This is a genomic window from Acinetobacter gerneri DSM 14967 = CIP 107464 = MTCC 9824, from assembly GCF_000368565.1.
In the GTDB taxonomy this organism is placed as follows: Bacteria; Pseudomonadota; Gammaproteobacteria; order Pseudomonadales; family Moraxellaceae; genus Acinetobacter; species Acinetobacter gerneri.
Window position 1 is genome coordinate 114,447 of record NZ_KB849539.1, and the last position, 17,194, is coordinate 131,640.

General features: G+C 38.6%; 28 protein-coding genes. 27 read left to right on the forward strand and 1 reads right to left on the reverse strand.

Annotated elements, in window-relative coordinates:
- The first annotated feature begins 5 nt into the window (after positions 1-5).
- The 12 genes from F960_RS04925 (at position 6) to F960_RS04975 (ending at position 6,009) form a co-directional block, all read left to right on the forward strand.
- Positions 6-344: a hypothetical protein gene (locus tag F960_RS04925; RefSeq protein WP_004859200.1), complete on the forward strand. Its 339-nt coding sequence runs from the start codon at positions 6-8 to the stop codon at positions 342-344.
- Positions 341-652 (forward strand): hypothetical protein, encoded by a 312-nt coding sequence (locus tag F960_RS04930; protein ID WP_004859203.1) that lies wholly within the window; start codon positions 341-343, stop codon positions 650-652. Before F960_RS04925 ends, F960_RS04930 begins: the two co-directional genes overlap by 4 nt.
- Entirely contained in the window at positions 645-1,778 is a 1,134-nt protein-coding gene (locus tag F960_RS04935; RefSeq protein ID WP_004859206.1) for a replication protein, read from the forward strand. The genes F960_RS04930 and F960_RS04935 overlap by 8 nt, the downstream gene beginning before the upstream one ends.
- Complete coding sequence (locus tag F960_RS04940; RefSeq protein WP_004859207.1) at positions 1,775-3,220, forward strand: DNA cytosine methyltransferase; 1,446 nt, start codon at positions 1,775-1,777, stop codon at positions 3,218-3,220. Before F960_RS04935 ends, F960_RS04940 begins: the two co-directional genes overlap by 4 nt.
- Entirely contained in the window at positions 3,217-3,378 is a 162-nt protein-coding gene (locus F960_RS22235; RefSeq protein ID WP_020846860.1) for a hypothetical protein, read from the forward strand. Before F960_RS04940 ends, F960_RS22235 begins: the two co-directional genes overlap by 4 nt.
- Positions 3,375-3,626: a hypothetical protein gene (locus F960_RS04945; RefSeq protein WP_004859209.1), complete on the forward strand. Its 252-nt coding sequence runs from the start codon at positions 3,375-3,377 to the stop codon at positions 3,624-3,626. Before F960_RS22235 ends, F960_RS04945 begins: the two co-directional genes overlap by 4 nt.
- Positions 3,619-3,822 (forward strand): hypothetical protein, encoded by a 204-nt coding sequence (locus F960_RS22805; protein WP_035373580.1) that lies wholly within the window; start codon positions 3,619-3,621, stop codon positions 3,820-3,822. The genes F960_RS04945 and F960_RS22805 overlap by 8 nt, the downstream gene beginning before the upstream one ends.
- Positions 3,822-4,223 (forward strand): putative endonuclease domain-containing protein, encoded by a 402-nt coding sequence (locus F960_RS04955; protein ID WP_004859211.1) that lies wholly within the window; start codon positions 3,822-3,824, stop codon positions 4,221-4,223. The genes F960_RS22805 and F960_RS04955 overlap by 1 nt, the downstream gene beginning before the upstream one ends.
- A gap of 5 nt (positions 4,224-4,228) precedes the next feature.
- Positions 4,229-4,681, forward strand: coding sequence for a hypothetical protein (locus F960_RS04960; RefSeq protein ID WP_004859214.1), 453 nt, complete (start codon positions 4,229-4,231; stop codon positions 4,679-4,681).
- 46 nt (positions 4,682-4,727) lie between these two features.
- Positions 4,728-4,961 (forward strand): hypothetical protein, encoded by a 234-nt coding sequence (locus F960_RS04965; RefSeq protein WP_004859216.1) that lies wholly within the window; start codon positions 4,728-4,730, stop codon positions 4,959-4,961.
- A gap of 102 nt (positions 4,962-5,063) precedes the next feature.
- Positions 5,064-5,270 (forward strand): hypothetical protein, encoded by a 207-nt coding sequence (locus tag F960_RS04970; RefSeq protein WP_004859219.1) that lies wholly within the window; start codon positions 5,064-5,066, stop codon positions 5,268-5,270.
- Between the two features lie 559 nt (positions 5,271-5,829).
- Entirely contained in the window at positions 5,830-6,009 is a 180-nt protein-coding gene (locus tag F960_RS04975) for a hypothetical protein (protein ID WP_004859221.1), read from the forward strand.
- Here the strand turns inward: F960_RS04975 and F960_RS04980 are convergent.
- On the reverse strand, positions 5,996-6,280 hold the full coding sequence (locus F960_RS04980; protein ID WP_004859223.1) for a hypothetical protein: 285 nt from the start codon (positions 6,278-6,280) through the stop codon (positions 5,996-5,998). The two genes, F960_RS04975 and F960_RS04980, sit on opposite strands and share 14 nt — an antisense overlap.
- A gap of 131 nt (positions 6,281-6,411) precedes the next feature.
- Here F960_RS04980 and F960_RS04985 point away from each other — a divergent pair, with 131 nt between their 5' ends.
- The 15 genes from F960_RS04985 to F960_RS05050 all read left to right on the forward strand — a co-directional run bounded on the left by F960_RS04985 (position 6,412) and on the right by F960_RS05050 (position 17,193).
- The gene (locus F960_RS04985) at positions 6,412-6,714 is read left to right on the forward strand and encodes an Acb2/Tad1 domain-containing protein (RefSeq protein WP_004859226.1); all 303 of its coding nucleotides are present in this window, start codon (positions 6,412-6,414) and stop codon (positions 6,712-6,714) included.
- A 57-nt stretch (positions 6,715-6,771) separates the two neighbouring features.
- The gene (locus F960_RS22590) at positions 6,772-6,945 is read left to right on the forward strand and encodes a hypothetical protein (RefSeq protein WP_004859229.1); all 174 of its coding nucleotides are present in this window, start codon (positions 6,772-6,774) and stop codon (positions 6,943-6,945) included.
- A 168-nt stretch (positions 6,946-7,113) separates the two neighbouring features.
- The gene (locus F960_RS04990; RefSeq protein WP_020846856.1) at positions 7,114-7,923 is read left to right on the forward strand and encodes a tetratricopeptide repeat protein; all 810 of its coding nucleotides are present in this window, start codon (positions 7,114-7,116) and stop codon (positions 7,921-7,923) included.
- Positions 7,924-8,442, forward strand: a complete 519-nt coding sequence (locus tag F960_RS04995; RefSeq protein WP_004859234.1) for a hypothetical protein — start codon at positions 7,924-7,926, stop codon at positions 8,440-8,442.
- Positions 8,443-8,488: 46 nt separating this feature from the next.
- Positions 8,489-8,935 carry a hypothetical protein gene (locus F960_RS05000; protein WP_004859238.1) on the forward strand — a complete coding sequence of 149 codons (447 nt, stop codon included), beginning with the start codon at positions 8,489-8,491 and terminating at the stop codon, positions 8,933-8,935.
- Complete coding sequence (locus F960_RS05005; RefSeq protein WP_004859241.1) at positions 8,886-9,527, forward strand: putative metallopeptidase; 642 nt, start codon at positions 8,886-8,888, stop codon at positions 9,525-9,527. The genes F960_RS05000 and F960_RS05005 overlap by 50 nt, the downstream gene beginning before the upstream one ends.
- A 57-nt stretch (positions 9,528-9,584) precedes the next feature.
- Entirely contained in the window at positions 9,585-10,061 is a 477-nt protein-coding gene (locus F960_RS05010; protein WP_004859244.1) for a DUF2280 domain-containing protein, read from the forward strand.
- Positions 10,051-11,478 (forward strand): phage terminase large subunit, encoded by a 1,428-nt coding sequence (terL, locus tag F960_RS05015; RefSeq protein WP_004859247.1) that lies wholly within the window; start codon positions 10,051-10,053, stop codon positions 11,476-11,478. The genes F960_RS05010 and terL overlap by 11 nt, the downstream gene beginning before the upstream one ends.
- The gene (locus F960_RS05020; RefSeq protein WP_004859251.1) at positions 11,475-12,923 is read left to right on the forward strand and encodes a DUF4055 domain-containing protein; all 1,449 of its coding nucleotides are present in this window, start codon (positions 11,475-11,477) and stop codon (positions 12,921-12,923) included. The genes terL and F960_RS05020 overlap by 4 nt, the downstream gene beginning before the upstream one ends.
- 1 nt (position 12,924) lies before the next feature.
- Entirely contained in the window at positions 12,925-14,001 is a 1,077-nt protein-coding gene (locus F960_RS05025) for a minor capsid protein (protein WP_004859256.1), read from the forward strand.
- 49 nt (positions 14,002-14,050) lie between these two features.
- Positions 14,051-14,332: a Gp49 family protein gene (locus tag F960_RS05030; RefSeq protein WP_004859257.1), complete on the forward strand. Its 282-nt coding sequence runs from the start codon at positions 14,051-14,053 to the stop codon at positions 14,330-14,332.
- 109 nt (positions 14,333-14,441) lie between these two features.
- Positions 14,442-15,206, forward strand: coding sequence for a DUF6651 domain-containing protein (locus F960_RS05035; protein ID WP_004859259.1), 765 nt, complete (start codon positions 14,442-14,444; stop codon positions 15,204-15,206).
- Between the two features lie 9 nt (positions 15,207-15,215).
- Positions 15,216-16,163 carry a major capsid protein gene (locus tag F960_RS05040; RefSeq protein ID WP_004859263.1) on the forward strand — a complete coding sequence of 316 codons (948 nt, stop codon included), beginning with the start codon at positions 15,216-15,218 and terminating at the stop codon, positions 16,161-16,163.
- A gap of 57 nt (positions 16,164-16,220) precedes the next feature.
- Positions 16,221-16,808: a hypothetical protein gene (locus F960_RS05045; protein ID WP_004859264.1), complete on the forward strand. Its 588-nt coding sequence runs from the start codon at positions 16,221-16,223 to the stop codon at positions 16,806-16,808.
- Between the two features lie 4 nt (positions 16,809-16,812).
- Positions 16,813-17,193: a hypothetical protein gene (locus F960_RS05050; protein ID WP_004859269.1), complete on the forward strand. Its 381-nt coding sequence runs from the start codon at positions 16,813-16,815 to the stop codon at positions 17,191-17,193.
- Position 17,194 lies beyond the last annotated feature (1 nt).

The window sequence follows — 17,194 nt, forward strand, 5'->3', positions numbered from 1 at the left end:
TAGAAATGAATATGAAATCAAATTTAGCACAACACCCATGCACAAACAAGTGCCCGAATTTTAAAGAAGAGCAGTGTAATACGTGCTTGGTGCCAGAAAACGCACAAAACGCCGTGACTGAAACTGTGAACCAAAAATTTATCAAGGGCGATGTCATCGTATATATAAGCCATATCAAATTCGATGATCTTGAAGTGGTTGAGGATTATCAGCCAAATGACCACTACTGGCTTGAATGTGGTCAATGTGTGCATGAATCATGGATTCGGACTGCAACGGTAGCTGAATTGGATGCCAATCGCCGTTTAACAGATGCAGAACAAGCATTAGCGGAGGTTTCATGACTACAAATCAATACTTCCAAAAAGCTCCAGAGCATAAACAGATCCAGTGGACGCAATCTTGGTATGAACCAGCATTGAAATCATTAAATGGAATTTTAGATGTTCGCCGTACAAATTTACGCAAAATCAAACGTGATGAAAATCAAGCGGCAATCACACGTGACGAGTTTATTGAAATTTTAATAAATGACCATCGCATAACTGTCTATCAAGCTGGTGAAATCATTTCGAGTTTATTGCGTGCTGGCAAAATTTTAATGTTTGGTCGTTTCATTCAAATGAATGAAGAGGTGATATCTCATGAGTAAATTTGTACCTAATTCATTCATGGTCGCCAATGCATTTGTAGATGAGGCTATGAATAAAATTAGTGATGCATCTGTGAAAATCTATTTATTGATCATCCGAAAGACACGTGGCTGGACCAAGGAAAGTGATGCACTTTCTTTACGTCAGTTGGAAAGTTTATCTAAGAAGAGCCGACCTACTGTCATTAAGTGTTTAACAGAACTTGAAGAAGTAGGTTTGATCAAAAAACATCATCAATCAAAATATGGGAATATTTTCTCACCTGTTGATAATTACGATATTGGAGAGTTGATTAAATTTCCATCTAAAAAGATATTGGTTAAGGCACTTATTTTGTTCAAAAAAGAGCTGGTTAAAAATTTTTACCACTTTGGTTATGGTGAAAAAATAGCTCAAAAACCAGTCGAATTTTACTTAAATATTGGTGGTAAAAAATCTTTACTGGTTAAAAATTTTTACCACTTTAAAGCTGTGGATAACTTTCCAATGTGGTCAATTTTTTTTACCGCTAAAAATGGCAAGTGGTCAAATATTTTAACCACAGGTGGTAAAGATTTTTTACCTCAAGTGGTAAAGAATTTTAACCCACAAAGTAACACTATCAAAAGACACTATCAAAATAAAAAAAATTGGCTTTCTTTTGAAAATTTAAAATCTCAAATTATTTCTGCCAATACTTCGGTAAATGCTGACGAGATTTTGAACGCTTCGTGGTTTAAACGTGAGCTGGAACAATTTGAAAATTACAACGCTGAAAAGAATCATTCTGATGAAATGATGATTTACTTTTTTGCAGATTGGTTAATCAGAGCATATTTGAAATACGAAAAATATAATTCTGCGAATTCTCAAGGACAATTTTCAAAATCACCTGTAGGTGAATCAGTTGGTAATACCAATTCTGATTTTCTAGTTTTTGCATCACCAAGTCAGATGTACATGTTTGCGAACAAACTTGCTCGACATCCTGAAGTTATCAGCAAGTACAGCACTGCAGGTGAATCATATGAAAATCTTGCTGGCCGCATTGCTGCAAAACTATCAGATCCAGCAGAACGTCAAAACTGGAAATCATATCTTGCTGACGTAGGTTTTAAACCTAAGGGCAAGGGAGAGGCGGCATGAAATACGGTTCAGTATGCTCAGGAATTGAAGCTGCTACAGTCGCATGGCATGGGCTTGGATGGCAACCAGAATGGTTTGCAGAAATTGAAAAATTCCCTAGCCAAGTTTTAGCTCATCATTACCCTGAAACACCAAATTTAGGCGATATGACTGAAATTGCAAAAAAAGTAAAAAACAATGAAGTGGAAGCACCAGATATTTTAGTCGGCGGAACACCATGCCAGGCATTTTCTGTAGCAGGGTTAAGAAACTCATTAGATGACGATCGAGGACAATTAAGCCTTGAATTTGTGAGATTAGCGAATGAAATTGATTCAGCAAGACTTATTCGAGGACTTGAGCCAACCATTATCGTTTGGGAAAACGTCCCTGGTGTGCTTAACACCAAAGACAATGCTTTCGGATGTTTTTTGGGAGCATTGTCAGGCGAGGGGTGTGAGTTACAACCGACAGGGAAAAAGTGGCCAAACGCTGGTTGTGTGTTTGGACCACAACGACAAATCGCTTGGAGAGTCCTTGATGCTCAATATTTCGGACTCGCACAACGACGCAAGCGTGTGTTTGTTGTCGCAAGTGCTAGAACAGAATGTGTCGCCAAAATATTATTTGAGCGCAAAAGCATGTCTGGGGATATTGCGTCGCGCAGAAGCCAAAAAGAAAGTACTGCCAGAAGTGGTGTTTCAAACACTCTCAATGCAAGCAAAACTGTTAGCGGAAAGCGAATAGTACCGCCGTTGCTTGCATCGCATGGTCAAAAAATGTGGCTTGGCAATCAAGAGGCATTTTGTGGTGATTATTACATTAAACATGCAATCGGTGTGGGTGGATGCAATTCTAATGCAACAATAATACCTGAAACATCAGCAACACTTCTGAGTAATAACGATCGTGGTTATGTAATAAAAATTTTCGGCATCCAAGGCAATATCATTGGCAGAAACATCAATGCAGGCGGTAATGGTATTGGTTTTAAAGAAGAACAAGCACCAACACTCACATCCACGGATCGTCACGGTGTTGCACTATGTGGCACGTTCAATGATGCATTGCGTGATTTATCCGTAAATATCGCACCTACTTGTAGAAGTGGTGGCAAAGGTGGTGGACCTATAAGACACGCCGTGTTTGAACCTGCGTACGCAATGATAGCAGACACAACGCCCAAAATATCAAAAGAAATTAACGGCACTCTGCGCTCAAGCGGTGGCGGTGGAATAGTACCATCAAGCGTGACTTATCAATCAATTGCACGTTATTTAACTGAAATTGAATGTGAGCGTTTACAAGGCTTTCCAGATAACTACACAGGCATACCAGGTGCATCAAAAAGCAATCGTTACAAGGCATTAGGCAATTCTATGGCTGTTCCAGTTATGCAGTGGATTGGTAAGCGCATTAATGAATTTTTTGCAGACGTGGAAAGCGTAGGGGGTGGGGTGTGAATAAAGAAAAATTACTTTTCAACATTATGACTTATGAGGAAATGATGAGCCTGCGTAAAGCCTATAACTACGGTGTTAGAAATTTCAAAACACGTCAAGCCAACACAATTTACATGAAGTACAGAAAACAGCAGATGAAAAATAAGGTGGCTCTATGACAACGATAAATAACCTGATAGATCAAGTCGGCGGTATTGAGAAAGCGATAGAGATTGTGAGTGGGGCGCCTGATAAGACCGCTCTTTATTACAGTGATGAAGATGGAGACCTTGTTTATTTTAGAGATGGTGATTATTTCGATAATGATTACGGTGATTGGTTTGAAATTTATTTCATGATGCCTGAGTTGAAATCACTAAACGACCTCCGCACCGCCATTGCTTTACATGGTGAAGATCATGAATAACAAAGACTTTTTGATCTGTCTATTACTAAGCACTTTCGTATTTTTCGCAGTCAAGTTCTTTTGGAAGTGGGTGAATGGTGGCTTCAACAATATCGCTGTCAGAGAGTGGCTAAATCGCGGGTTTTTGTTTGGCCTTGGGTTTTCGATTGCCCTAGTTACTGTGATTTTGGTTTTTAAATTAATTGCAGGTAATTGATGACCAGTATCTCACTCGCTGACTACAAAGCGAAATATGCAAAACCACGGCGTAAAACAACACGCCGTGCATCAGTTAAAAAAGAACGTGTTGTAAGTGAAGGAGAGGCAACACTAATACAGCATTTACAAGCATATCGAATCGAATTTGAGCAAGAGTTTCAATTCAATAAGGGTCGCAAATGGAGAGCAGATTTTTATTTAGTTGGCACCAATATTTTAATTGAAGTTGAGGGTGGGATCTGGAGCAATGGTAGGCATACAAGGGGAAAAGGGTATTTAGGGGATATGGAGAAATATAACTCAGCAACGATGCTGGGTTATTCGGTGTATAGATATAGCACTGAGCAGGTTAAAAGCGGTAAAGCGATTGAAGAAATTAGACGGTTATTGGCAAGGTGATAGTTATGAATATGGCGGCAGATAAAAAACATTTTTCAGTTGCAATTAACTGGGCAGAAAAACCAATAGAATGGCATTTAGAGCAATACGGATCATGGTTGTTATTAGATGATCATTATATAGGCTGTTTAGGTGCATCTAGCGTATTAGGGCATCTAATTGATACGGCTAATGGTGTGGTAGTTGATAAGCGAGAGCGTGTTGCGCCGTTGTGTAAAATCAATGATTCTCATGCAGACGCAGTAAGTGATATGCTTGAAAATATTATAAAAAGTGAAAATTTAAAAGTAAGAAAGTGGTTAAGGATTGTAGTCATGTTTTATGTAGAATTTAAAACAGAACAAACCATAGCTAAAAAACTAGGTATCTCTGAATATGCGGTTACTCGAGATAAAATGCTTGGTTTGGTTCGACTGGCTACTAAGTATAAATTTAAAAGTCGTATCATAGGGGCTTGAAAGTCAGGGTGCATTATGGCATATTTCTGCTATAGTGGACGAAGTTATGGTAATCCACACAGTTTTTAAGAAGCGCAATATGGACTCACAAGACCTATTAAAGCAGTTAAATGATTTAGTAAAGCTTTCTGATGAGTTTCCAGAGCAGGCAATGGAACAAGTTGAGGACTTTAAAGTTCCCAAAGAGTTTGAACCAATCTTAAAGGCTGTTAAGGAATATGTTGAAGTGAAATATGGTGATCTTTATGAGTTTCTTGTAAACTTACATAAAGATCAGTAGTTGCTTTTCCTGCTTCACTCCAATGGGCAGGTTTTTTATTCAGTTTATATACCTGCAATTACCCCTTATTGTGGGTATTTTTTTGGAATATAAGATAGTTAAATGGTTAGAGTAAAACGATCAACAAATAATAAGCCTTTCTTAAGGAAAAGTGATCACTCATTTGTTTGGGTGGCTTCTTTTTTATCTTATGTACAAAAAAATAAAAGATGGGGTTATGCTAAAGTTCAAAAAATATTAGCAGATGCTTATTCAAAAGATCGTGAACATATGTATTCTACATTGCAGAAATATATGGATGAAGATTAATTGGTTTTGAATATGTTTAATTTTATATACCCACAACCCATAAGTGGGTATTTTTTTTGCATAAAGATGTTGAAAATATTAATTTTTTAGGTCAATATGAGAAACTTTCTCAATTGAAGTTTAATTGTGAATTTGTTGACAGCTCGGAAAGACGAGTAAAAGCTCACTTTTTAGTGGGCTTTTTTTGTTGCCTCAACCCTTGGCATTGGTTTACCACCAGCACATCATAGGGGCGTAAAGGGTTAGACTGGGTTTTATTAGCCTAATCACACATCCGCTTGTATGTGGTCGAGCACAAGCAAACAGAGTTACTTGTCAAGCTCTTAAATGTTGATAAGCGCTTTATTTGGTCAATAAAGTGATAGAAAGGGTGCGGAGTTTGATGTAAGCATAAACACTACCCTTGGATTGACCACCTAAAAAGAGGCGAGTATTTACTTGGGATTGGCGACCTCTTAACGCATACAGTAGCCATTACAAGAACCGTGTGTTACTCAGCCCAGCTATTCATTTTGGATGGTTGGGCTGTTTTAATTAGGTTAAATTTAACAGGTGATTTATGGAACATACAAAAACCCGGGTTTCTGTAGAGATAGATGATGATCTTCAGTATTCTTATTTTAAGAAATCTGGTGAAAAAGGCGGTGTTGCTTCGCTAGATTTAAAAGTATTAAAATATGTAGAAGCTCAACTGCAAGAATCGCTTCTACATATTCAAAGTCTAATTAACCACAAGTGAGCTCTTTGTTTAGGCTACTTATCACAGCATTCCAGCTTAATGTTCTAAAAAAAGGGTGCCATGGTTGTGGCGCTATAAAGTACATACTCCCACCATGTAGCCAAACTGGAACAACCGTTCCTGCTAAACCAGCACTTGATGCGCAAGATTGTAGTGCATTTTTGATTCCTGATTGTTCATCACTTGTCTTGTGATGAAAGCTACTATCCAGTGGGATAATAATCATTTGTTGCCCCTGTTCTTTAACATGTGCAATTTTATATTTACTCATTAACAAGCCTTTAATTTCTATGATGAAGATTGAAGTTTTTGCGAAGTTAAGTGAGCTGTCTATTAAACATTCTGGTAATTGTTTTTTAAACCGCCTCAACGGTGGTTTTTTAATGCCTAGAGGAGAGTGGGATGCAAAACCAACACCAAAAAATCAAAGGTTATCGTGACCTATCTCAAGAAGAAATCGACTTGATGAATGAGATCAAAGCAATTGGTCCACAAGTCCAAGCTGTTATTGAGAAAGTTCAAAACCACATTTCGACACAGCGTTATAACTGTAAGTGTGATGCTGGTCAGCAAGTTCATGATTTAGATGAATGGGATCGTCTTGAATCTGCAACACCTGAACGTTTTGCTGCTATGGCTAAGACAGATTTTCAAACAGGTTTAATGTATTTGGTTCGTGCGGTTGCTCAACCAACAACGTTCTAACCTTTCGTTACGTTTCCTTAGCCCCGAAAAAAAGGGGGGTATTTTGTCAGGTGAAATATGACAAACAGAGTTCAAGCAAAACAAGAATTAAAGCTCTGTACTGATGAGCTTTCTAAATATCAGATATTGAGTAGAACAGGATTGACTCGTAATGAGATGTTAGCAATAGATGGTATCATGATTAAGTTGAAAGAGCGTATCAAGAATTTGCGTGAAGCACTTTATGTTTGAGTCTCGTGCGACATTATTTAACGTAGCTTTCCTCGAAGTGAGTTACAAATTCTACTGGAATGTGGTAGATGAAAAACATTGACCGAAAAATAACAATCTAATATAGTTGCAATAAATGAGATGCTACTAGAATCAATTTATGAAACGATTGATTTAATTGAGAATATTATGCGTATTTATCCTGCATTGAAACAAATACCAGATTTTGTTCAAAAAAACGGGAAGAAAAATTTAACTCAAGCTACTATTAATGAGCTTAATGTTTTAATTCGTGATTTATGCAAAGTCAGTCCGCAGGATAAAGCACGCGCATTTAATAGGGTTGGTTTGATCTATACTTATCTTAATGATTTTGAAAAAGCTAAAGATTATTACTACGAATCATATAGCTTGGATCATGATGAAAATGTTTATGTGAATTACTTAATTACCCTGCAACGTTTAAATCAAATTTCTCTAGCATTTGATGAGGCTTTTTCCTTTCTGGATATGAATCTCAATAATAAGGTTGTTTTTAATTCACTACTACAAATGACTTGTAAGTATCCCTCTCAATTCCGATTGAATAAATTATATGAATACAGGAATTTTCAAACAGAAAGCTTGGATTTAAGTGAGCAATATGATCAGCTTCTCAACGGTTTAGTTGAGGATATTAGTGTACTCAGCAAATACGAAATTGATTTAGAATATTTTGAAAGATATATGACACTAGCTGTTGAAGTTGTTAATTCTGCATTTAAATGTAAATTAAATATAGAAACCTTTGATAATGAAGAAATTAATCAATTTGTTATTTGTGTAGGAAGCCAGTTTTTCAATATTGAAGATATAGTTTATTTAAACCAAAAATTTGAATCCAGTCTTCATATTTTGGTTAATGAGGAAGAGTTGAGTAAGGATCAATATTTCGATCATTTAACAAAAATATCCTTGGTTTTTGCTTCTATTCATCCTGACAGTATGGTGGCTGCCTAAATGGATCACAAAGATTTTTTTTATCAAGGGATTTCGATAAATTTAGATTGTAGCAATCCTCCTAAAGAGGTTGTTATTAGGAATGCTATTGGAAGGATGTATTATTATATCTATCACGAAGCCTTAGTTTTTATTCAAAATAATGATTTTTTATCTTCTATTTTTAACGATGAATTATTTAAAAATAAAAACCCAAGCTCACACATGCGCCTAGTGAATACCTTTTCTGAATACGCTAGAATTAGCCAAGATCTTAAGTATGGTTCCATCTCAAGGTATATTGGTAGTTTGCATTCATTGCGTTGTTTATCTGATTATAATTTAACTAAGGTAGTTAAAGAAAATGATTTCTTTAGTTTTTTAGCTAATTTAGAATCCTTGAAATTAGAAATTGCAAAAATTAATTCTGATTTCTTTAGAGTCGATACTAAGTTAAAGTCTGAAAGTATTACTCAAAGCACTACAAATATTGGACAAATTGTGGTTAAGAAAAAACCTTCCTTGCGAATACTCGAATAACTTTATAATTACCTCCCTCGGGAGGTTTTTTATTATTAGGTGAGCTATGGAAATTGACCAATACAAACAACTGACCAAGAAGTCTGAAATTAGAAGAAAGCCTAGAACTAAACCATTACCGAAAGCTACAGAAAAATATTTAGAAGCTGAAGAAACGTTGTTTCAAGAATTAGAAGAAAATCTCATCGGTTATCGCCGTAAATTTCAATTTGAATCTACAAGAAATTGGCGGTTTGATTTTTATATTGTGAAGTTAAATCTTCTTATTGAAATCGTGGGTAGCCCGTGGGCTGTTGGTCGTGGTGGCAAGAAGATAGCAAATTCTTTTAATAAATATGATTTGGCTGAAGATATGGGCTATAAGATTGAGCGGTTTCATCCGGATTCGATTCTTTCAGGTCATGTGATTAATTGGATTAAAGAACAATTAGAGAGTTCAGAAAATGGAACAGATCAGACCATTTCCACCAACAGACTTGATAGATCAAGCTGAGGAAGAGGAAGCGATTCGCTTGGCACCTGCAGCGGATCTAAAAGAATGGGTGATTGCGAATTGGCTTACTGTTGGTGGTCACTTACACAATCCTGATCATGACCATATTGCCGAGCTACTTCACGATGATGAAACCTTTTTATCATTTGCATGGGCATCGAGTGCCGCCGTGGCTAAAAAGAGAATGGTATTAGGTCAATGTGAAAAAGTGATGTTCAATCAAGGTGGATGGAAGAAAGCACGACAAGAACAACAGATGCGTGATTGGTTTGGGTTTGTACCAGTGTATCTCATTACAGTTAATGCGAGTTTCTGTGAAAACTCGAATGATGTTGAGTTTTGCCGTTTGATCGATCATGAGCTATACCACATTGGTGTAGAACGTGATGAAGATGGCGAAATCATTTATAGCGATCATACTGGCTTGCCTAAGCATTACTTGGCTGGCCATGACGTGGAAGTGTTCTTCGGTGAAACCAAGCGTTGGGGCGCAGATGCAAATGTTAAACGATTATTGGAAATCGCAAAGAATGCGCCGTTTGTATCTGAAAAAAATATTGCAGCGTGCTGTGGGAACTGTGTAATCAATTGAGCCAAAAGGCTCTTTTTTTTGCCTGCTTCCTTGATGGGCCTTGATGGATTTTGATTTATGGCAAAGCTAAGAAAAGCCGAGCAATTCTATATTATTCGGTCACTTGCACAGTTCATGACACCCACTGAGGTAGTAAAAGACATCAAGGAAAAATTTAACATTGATGTATCACCTCAGCAGGTCGAAGGGTATGACCCAACCAAGGTGGCAGGTCAGGACTTAAGGCAAGAGTTTAGAGAAGAATTTGAAAAGGCACGTGAAGAATATTTGCAGCAACCCATCCACAATATCAGCGGGGCAAACGATATTGTGCAGCTGAAGATTTTGAGCGATTTATTATTTCAGAAAAAAAACAACGTACCGATGACGATAAAGATCATCGATCAGATGCAAAAAATTGTGAAGGGCTTTTATGAGAAAAGAATCGAAATCACTGGTAAAAATGGTGGACCACTGGAATCGATTCAAACAGCGGTTTCTGTCTCTAAAGAGGAATATCTTAAAGCTCGTCAGGAGGTGGTGGATGACTACTGATTCTGCCCGTGACTTAGCGATTCAGATCGAAGCACAGCAGGATTTGTATTTCTTCACGCGCTATATGTTCAAGGAGCGCCGTGGTTATAAGTGGAAGCATAATTGGCACCACCGTGAAGTTTGTGATGCTCTGATGCGTGTTTATAACGGCGAAATTAAGCGTTTAATCATAAATATTCCGCCACGATATTCTAAGACCGAAATCGCCGTCATTAATTTTATGGCATGGGCATTAGGTAAAAATCCTGACTGTGAGTTTATTCATATCAGTTACTCGGCAATGTTAGCTGCGAATAATGCCTTTCAAACACGTAACTTAGTACAAGAAGAATCCTATAAAAAGGTATTCCCAGACTTAAAACTACGTGATGATAGTAAAGCAAAGGATAACTGGCGCACGGCGGATGGCGGTGTCTGCTATGCCACGGGTACTGGTGGTACGATCACAGGCTTTGGTGCGGGAAAAATGCGAGAGGGCTTTGGTGGATGCATTATTATTGATGACCCACATAAAGCCGATGAGGCATCATCTAAAACCATTCGTGAAGGCGTGATTGATTGGTTCCAAAATACGCTTGAATCACGTACCAACTCACCGGATACGCCAATCATTGTCATTATGCAGCGTTTGCATGAAGAGGATTTGGCGGGATGGTTGTTGGGAGATCGTAAAGACGGCGAACCAATTGCAGGTGGCAACGGTGAAATATGGGAGCACATTTGCTTGTCAGCGATTCAAGATGATGGCTCAGCGTTATGGCCAGCTAAGCACAATATCCAAAAGCTAACACTAATGGAAAAAGCTGCGCCGTATGTCTTTGCTGGTCAGTATCGTCAGCGTCCAGCGCCACCTGCGGGTGGTTTTTTTAAACCTGATGAAATTGAAATTGTAGATGCATTGCCTGCTGGCATTCTTAAAAAGACACGCGCATGGGATTTGGCAAGTTCAGAAGGTGAAGGTGCGTACACGGCGGGTGTGGGTATGGCAAGTGCTAGTGATGGTTATACATATATCTTTGGTGTTGAGCGTGAACAACTTGGTCCCGAAAACGTCAATAAGCGGATTAAGAGCACTGCTGATCTGGATGGCACGACGGTCACTATTCGATTGCCTCAAGATCCTGGTCAAGCTGGTAAATCTCAAGTCAAATCTTTCACCAAACTTTTAGCTGGTTATAACGTGGTTGCCTTACCTGTTTCAGGGGATAAGGTCACACGCGCACAGCCTTTTGCAGCACAAGTCAACGTCGGGAATGTACGAATGCTTCGTGGTGATTGGAATAAAGATTTCAAGGATGAGCTCAGAAACTTTCCCAATGGTAAATACAAAGACCAAGTGGATGCTGCTGCGGATGCTTTTAACGATTTATACGAAGGCTTTACGCCGTTCTTTCCTAAAATGGGGTTTGCTCGATGAGTGATGTAACCTTTAAACACCCTGAGTACGTCAAAAACTTTCACATGTGGGACAAGGTTGATGATGTATGCAAAGGGCAAGATGCGGTTAAAGCAAAAAGTACAGCTTATTTGCCGCGAAATAACCCGCATGATACTAGTCAAGAAGCCAATGGCTTTTATGATTCCTATCTAAAGCGTGCTGTGTTTTATGGTGTGACAGGTAAAACTTTGGGGAGTTTGGTAGGTGCTGCTTTTTCTACTGATCCAACCTTTAAATTTCCTAAAGATCTTGAGCACTTAGAACGTAATGCTAATGGTGCTGGTGTGAGTCTATACCAGCTATCACAATCAGCTTTACGGCATATCCTGAAGCATTATCGTTGTGCTTTATATGTAGACTTTCCTGATGTTGAACCATCGCGTAATCGTGCGGAGGAAAAAGCCAAACAAGCCTACCCAATGGTGCACTTACTTTCATCAAAAAGTGTTATCAACTGGGATACGATTACAGTTGGCAACCAAGTAAAGTTAAATTTAGTTGTGATTGAGGAGATTATCTCCGAGCGTGGTCAAGATGGCTTTAGTACCGAATCTAAGCAGCAGTACCGGGTACTACGTTTAGAGGATGTGGGGCACGGCGAGTTTGCTTATACCATTGAGGTTTACAGCAAATCGGATAAAGGCGTGTGGGTTGGCAGCGGTCGAAAGATGCCAACGGATTATAATGGCAACCCTTGGAGTTATATTCCATTCACCTTTGTTGGTGCGGTTGATAACTCAGCACAAATAGATAATTCGCCTTTGTTAGAGCTTGCCGACTTAAATCTTGCTCATTATCGGGATAGTGCAGACTTTCAGGAGTCGGTCTATTACATGGGGCAGCCACAGTATTATGTTACAGGTGTAGATTGGAATTGGTTTAAAGAGGCACGAAAGAACGGTGTTTATATCGGCTCTAAAACTTTAATGCCTATTCCTACTGATGGAACATTTGGGATTGCACAGGTTGAGCCTAATACACTGTCACGGGAAGCCATGAAAGATAAATGGCAGCAAATGAAAGAAATGGGGGCGCGCTTAGTCGAAAAAGGCTCAGCTAGTAAAACGGCGACCGAAGCTAAAAACGATGATGCAGTTCAACATTCAGTATTATCCCTGTGCACAGTCAATATCAATGAAGCGATTACGATGGCGCTGCGTTGGTGTGCCAAGTTTGTGATGCCAAATGTCGATATATTGACGAAAGATGATTTGCTCTATGAAATTAGTCAAGAGTTCAATAAACAAGGTTATTTAGCAGATTTATCTCGACAGTTATTTGAAAGCGCCGTGCAAGGTCATAGCTCGTTTAAATCATGGTGGGAATACAACCAGTCGGGCATGTTCCCTAAACAAAGCTATGATGAAGAGCAGAAAAATCTAGAGGCTGAGCAAGAAGGCAAACTTGATTTAACTGGTGAATAATATGGATGATAAAAAAGATGATTCATTGCTCAACTCAATCATTCGTCACCAATCTTATCTTTACCGTCTTTCATCGGGTGAGGTGATTGCGCTTTTAAAGCAATTTAACAGTGAATCAAGCTCAATGTTGAGCAAGCTTCGTGATTTACTAGATGAATTAAGTGATTCTGAAAGAGTTGCTTTATCTGGTGCGAGATATACCACGGCGAACTTAAAAGAAATAAAGCGCATTCTTGATGATTGGCAGAGCTTTGTTGTCACTGCACTACCTGAATCCTTTGCTGTTTCTGCGGTTGCATTGGCTGTGTATGAGTCTCAATATCAAGCTAAGACATTGGGTAAGAAAATCAAAGAGTCGAATGGTGAAAGCATTCTAAAGCAAGCCAAGCGTAAGCCATTTGCTGGCGGTATGCTCATTGATCACATGTTTAGTGATATGGCTGAAAGTACTCGTCGCCGTGTCGAATACGCAATTCGTGATGGTATTTCTATCGGGCAGACAAATCAGCAAATCATTCAGCATATCAAAGGAACTTCAAAGCTAAATTATGAAGATGGGATATTAAATCAGTCTCGACAGTCTATTGATATGATGGTGAGGACTGCGCGTAGTCATGTTAGCAATACTGCTTATGAGGAGACTTATAAAGCATTAGGTGTAAAGAAGCTTAAGGTGTCAGCAACTCTAGATAGTCGCACGTGTAAGTTTTGTGCATCTGAAGATGGCAATGTTTACGATATTGATGATCCGAACCGTCCACGCTTCCCAGTTCATCCACGTAATCGAACTGTTTATGTTCCTTATGTTGAAAATGAAGATGAAAAGTTTGCAGGGAAACGTCCTTTTGTTCGCTCTGCCGGTGATGCTGGTCAGGTGAGTGCCGATACAAATTATAAAAAATGGTTTGAAGAGCAGAGTGAAGATTATCAGCGTGAATGGCTTGGTAATAAGCGTTATGAGCTTTATAAAAATGGTGGCTATACGATTGATAAGTTTGTGGATCCTGAGCGTAAGCTATATACGTTGAAAGAGCTAAAGGCATTGGATGAAAAGACTTTTGTGGATTTAGGACTTTAACTAAATTTAAACCATGACCCGAAAGGGTATTTTTTTATGTGAGAAGAAAATGGAAAACCAAACAGCACCACGAGTTACCAAAGAGCAAATTGATACCTTATTGAATCGAGTTGAAGTACATACCACAACTTGCCAATACCCAACACCGCATGTAATGGCTATTGCGTGGCTTGATGGGAAATTCCATCTTGGAACAGCAATTTCAAAATCGGTTGATCCTGCGAACTTTAATGAAGAATTGGGAATTAAATATTCAACTGAAGATGTTTTAAAGACAGCAGAAAACAAACTTTGGGAACTAGAAGGTTATCGACTGTTTGCCAATATCTAAAACATTCAAAACTAAATTACAGCACCTTAGGTGCTTTTTTATTGCCTGAAATTCGGATGAATAGGGCGCAACGGGCGGATGCTCAATTAAATATAGGGTCGGATGACTTATGAAACTTAAAACACAAACAATCGATGGTAAGACTTATGCAGAAGTGAATGAACAGGGTTTTCCGATCTATGTTCATGATGATGGCAAAGAAGTAGCGCATGACGCAGCACAAACCGTGGCAACAATCACTCGTTTAAATGGCGAGGCAAAAACCAATCGAGAACGCTATGAAAAAGCCGAATCAACACTCCAAACATTTGCTGGTATTGATGATCCTGCTGCAGCTAAAAAAGCTTTAGAAACTCTGAAAAATTTCGATGATAAAAAACTGGTGGATGCTGGTGAAGTCGAAAAAGTCAAAGCTGAGGCGATTAAAGCGGTAGAGGATAAATACGCTCCAATTGTTCAAGAGCGTGATTCATTCCAAGCGCAACTACATAAAGAGCTTATCGGCGGTGGTTTTTCTCGTTCTAAGTTTATTCAAGACAAAATCGCCGTGCCAGTGGACATGCTTCAAGCCACTTTTGGTCAAAACTTTAAGATCGAAGATGGAAAGGTGGTGGCATACGGCGTAGATGGTCAAAAAATCTTTTCACGCTCTCGCCCAGGTGAAGTTGCTGAGTTTGATGAAGCCTTGGAACAGCTTGTAAGCAGCTACCAATTTAAAGATCAGATCTTAAAAGGTGGGCAGGGTAATGGTGGTGGTTTCGGAGGTCAAGGCAATCTAAACACTGGCCTAAAGCGCAGCCAGATGGATGCTAAGGCAAAATCTGAATACATCCAAGCACATGGCCAAGCAGCATTTTTAAAACTTGAAAAATAAGGAGTCATTATGACTACAACCGTAAACAGCGACATGATTATTTATAATCAATTAGCACAAACAGCATATTTAGAACGTCTTCAAGATAATTTAAACGTTTTTAACCAAGCATCTAATGGTGCAATCCGTTATTTAAATGAAATTATTCAAGGTGATTTTAATCAGCAATCCTTTTACCGTGTTGGTGGGAGTATTGAGCATCGTGATGTTAATTCCACGGCGAAAGTTACAAACAAGAAAATCGGTGCTGGTGAATCAGTGGGCGTTAAAATTCCATTTAAATATGGTCCATACACATCAACAGAAGAAGCTTTTAAACGCCGTGCACGTTCTCCTGAAGAATTTGCAGAAATTATCGGCTACGATTTGGCAGATGCATTGGTGGCTGGTCGATTGCAATACAGCTTAACAGCTCTCAAAGCTGCTATTACAAGTAATCCTGAAATGGTAGCTAAGGGCAGCATAGCTACTGATGGTCGCAAGGCGCTTACAAAAGGTATGCGTAAATTTGGTGATAAATTTGGTCGAATTGCACTTTGGGTTATGAATTCTGATACTTATTTCGATATCGTTGATGAAGCATTAACAAATCAAATTTATGGTGAATCTGAAATTGTGATTTATGGTGGTTTGCCAGGTACTTTAGGTAAACCTGTTTTAGTCACAGATCTTGTTGAAGATGATGATGCATTTGGTTTGCAAGCAGGTGCGGTAACTGTCACAGAATCACAAGCACCAGGTTTCCGAGCTTATGATATTAATGACGAAGAAAACCTTGCCATTGGTATGCGTGCTGAAGGAACTTTCAACCTTGACTTACTGGGTTACTCTTGGGATACATCCAAAGGTGCAAATCCAACATTGGCATTACTTGGTGCCGATGCGAATTGGAAAAAGTATGCTACTAGCAACAAAATGACTGCTGGTACATTGCTTGATTTAAGTGGTACACCTTAAGGTAGCTGATAACTTTACTATTAGAGAGGCTTAGGCCTCTTTTTTTGTGAGTAAAAAATGAAAATTATTTATGCAAAAAAAAGCACTGGTATCAATGAAGATGGCTCATTTCAAAATCCTAAATACTTTGATCATCCAGATAGTACTGCCACATCCGTAGTTATTTATGGTGATTATCCTGATATTAAGGATGCTTATGAAAAACTAGGTATTAGTGTTGAGGTTCGTAAAAATCCACATATGAAAGTTGAATCATTAACCATGAATGTTCAAGTCGGCGTTACGCCAGAACTTCAACAATTCATTGATGATGCAAAAGCTGAATGCGCAAAAGTGGTTGCTGAAAATACTGAGTTAAAAAACCAGATTTCAGTTTATGAGCAAGCGAATAAAGACCACTCTGAATTGCTTTCGGAAAACTCAAGGTTGAAAGATGCTTTGCTTATCCTGGAAAATCAGTGTGCTGAATTAAAAGCTCAATTGGCATTAGGTAATGAATCTCCTGCCTCCCGAGTTGAAACAACTGACACCAACTATGAAAGCTGGACAGTACCTCAAATTAAAGATTTCTTAGCATCAAAAGAAATCGGCTTTAAGTCATCTGCATCAAAAGATGAATTGTTAGCACTAATTCCAAAGGAATAAGATTATGAGCTTTATCACAATTGAACAAGCTGAAACGATTCTGGGTGCTAATTTCTCTGAAGATAGTGATAAAGCTCGTCTTATTTTGCTTGCTAATACATGGATGAAAAAGAATGCTGGACCAGCACCTGATCCAGTACCGCATGAGTTAAATGTGGCAGCATGTGAAATTATCAAAGGCATTATTGGTAAAGTAATTTATAACGGGCAAGCACAGGCTTTAAAGCGTGAGAAGGTTAAAGCAGACGGCGTTGAATCTGAAGAGGAATATCAAGATGGTAGTAGTAGTTTATCGAGCTATGAACAGATTGCTTTGGATATTATTGCAGCCATTGATGTTGATCAACCTAAAACGCCGTACGGTATTTATTTGACGCGGGTGTGAT

What these genes read in the sequence shown, in the direction of transcription:
- terL (WP_004859247.1), top strand. Translation starts at nt 10,051, where the DNA reads ATGACTACTGATTCTGCCCGTGACTTAGCGATTCAGATCGAAGCACAG.
- F960_RS05040 (WP_004859263.1), top strand. Translation starts at nt 15,216, where the DNA reads ATGACTACAACCGTAAACAGCGACATGATTATTTATAATCAATTAGCA.
- F960_RS04965 (WP_004859216.1), top strand. Translation starts at nt 4,728, where the DNA reads ATGGTAATCCACACAGTTTTTAAGAAGCGCAATATGGACTCACAAGAC.
- F960_RS04945 (WP_004859209.1), top strand. Translation starts at nt 3,375, where the DNA reads ATGACAACGATAAATAACCTGATAGATCAAGTCGGCGGTATTGAGAAA.
- F960_RS04930 (WP_004859203.1), top strand. Translation starts at nt 341, where the DNA reads ATGACTACAAATCAATACTTCCAAAAAGCTCCAGAGCATAAACAGATC.
- F960_RS04925 (WP_004859200.1), top strand. Translation starts at nt 6, where the DNA reads ATGAATATGAAATCAAATTTAGCACAACACCCATGCACAAACAAGTGC.
- F960_RS04970 (WP_004859219.1), top strand. Translation starts at nt 5,064, where the DNA reads ATGGTTAGAGTAAAACGATCAACAAATAATAAGCCTTTCTTAAGGAAA.
- F960_RS04940 (WP_004859207.1), top strand. Translation starts at nt 1,775, where the DNA reads ATGAAATACGGTTCAGTATGCTCAGGAATTGAAGCTGCTACAGTCGCA.
- F960_RS05050 (WP_004859269.1), top strand. Translation starts at nt 16,813, where the DNA reads ATGAGCTTTATCACAATTGAACAAGCTGAAACGATTCTGGGTGCTAAT.
- F960_RS05030 (WP_004859257.1), top strand. Translation starts at nt 14,051, where the DNA reads ATGGAAAACCAAACAGCACCACGAGTTACCAAAGAGCAAATTGATACC.
- F960_RS04985 (WP_004859226.1), top strand. Translation starts at nt 6,412, where the DNA reads ATGCAAAACCAACACCAAAAAATCAAAGGTTATCGTGACCTATCTCAA.
- F960_RS22590 (WP_004859229.1), top strand. Translation starts at nt 6,772, where the DNA reads ATGACAAACAGAGTTCAAGCAAAACAAGAATTAAAGCTCTGTACTGAT.
- F960_RS04960 (WP_004859214.1), top strand. Translation starts at nt 4,229, where the DNA reads ATGAATATGGCGGCAGATAAAAAACATTTTTCAGTTGCAATTAACTGG.
- F960_RS22805 (WP_035373580.1), top strand. Translation starts at nt 3,619, where the DNA reads ATGAATAACAAAGACTTTTTGATCTGTCTATTACTAAGCACTTTCGTA.
- F960_RS05035 (WP_004859259.1), top strand. Translation starts at nt 14,442, where the DNA reads ATGAAACTTAAAACACAAACAATCGATGGTAAGACTTATGCAGAAGTG.
- F960_RS05025 (WP_004859256.1), top strand. Translation starts at nt 12,925, where the DNA reads ATGGATGATAAAAAAGATGATTCATTGCTCAACTCAATCATTCGTCAC.
- F960_RS05020 (WP_004859251.1), top strand. Translation starts at nt 11,475, where the DNA reads ATGAGTGATGTAACCTTTAAACACCCTGAGTACGTCAAAAACTTTCAC.
- F960_RS04980 (WP_004859223.1), bottom strand. Translation starts at nt 6,280, where the DNA reads ATGAGTAAATATAAAATTGCACATGTTAAAGAACAGGGGCAACAAATG.
- F960_RS05005 (WP_004859241.1), top strand. Translation starts at nt 8,886, where the DNA reads ATGGAACAGATCAGACCATTTCCACCAACAGACTTGATAGATCAAGCT.
- F960_RS04975 (WP_004859221.1), top strand. Translation starts at nt 5,830, where the DNA reads ATGGAACATACAAAAACCCGGGTTTCTGTAGAGATAGATGATGATCTT.
- F960_RS05045 (WP_004859264.1), top strand. Translation starts at nt 16,221, where the DNA reads ATGAAAATTATTTATGCAAAAAAAAGCACTGGTATCAATGAAGATGGC.
- F960_RS04955 (WP_004859211.1), top strand. Translation starts at nt 3,822, where the DNA reads ATGACCAGTATCTCACTCGCTGACTACAAAGCGAAATATGCAAAACCA.
- F960_RS04995 (WP_004859234.1), top strand. Translation starts at nt 7,924, where the DNA reads ATGGATCACAAAGATTTTTTTTATCAAGGGATTTCGATAAATTTAGAT.
- F960_RS04990 (WP_020846856.1), top strand. Translation starts at nt 7,114, where the DNA reads ATGCGTATTTATCCTGCATTGAAACAAATACCAGATTTTGTTCAAAAA.
- F960_RS05010 (WP_004859244.1), top strand. Translation starts at nt 9,585, where the DNA reads ATGGCAAAGCTAAGAAAAGCCGAGCAATTCTATATTATTCGGTCACTT.
- F960_RS05000 (WP_004859238.1), top strand. Translation starts at nt 8,489, where the DNA reads ATGGAAATTGACCAATACAAACAACTGACCAAGAAGTCTGAAATTAGA.
- F960_RS04935 (WP_004859206.1), top strand. Translation starts at nt 645, where the DNA reads ATGAGTAAATTTGTACCTAATTCATTCATGGTCGCCAATGCATTTGTA.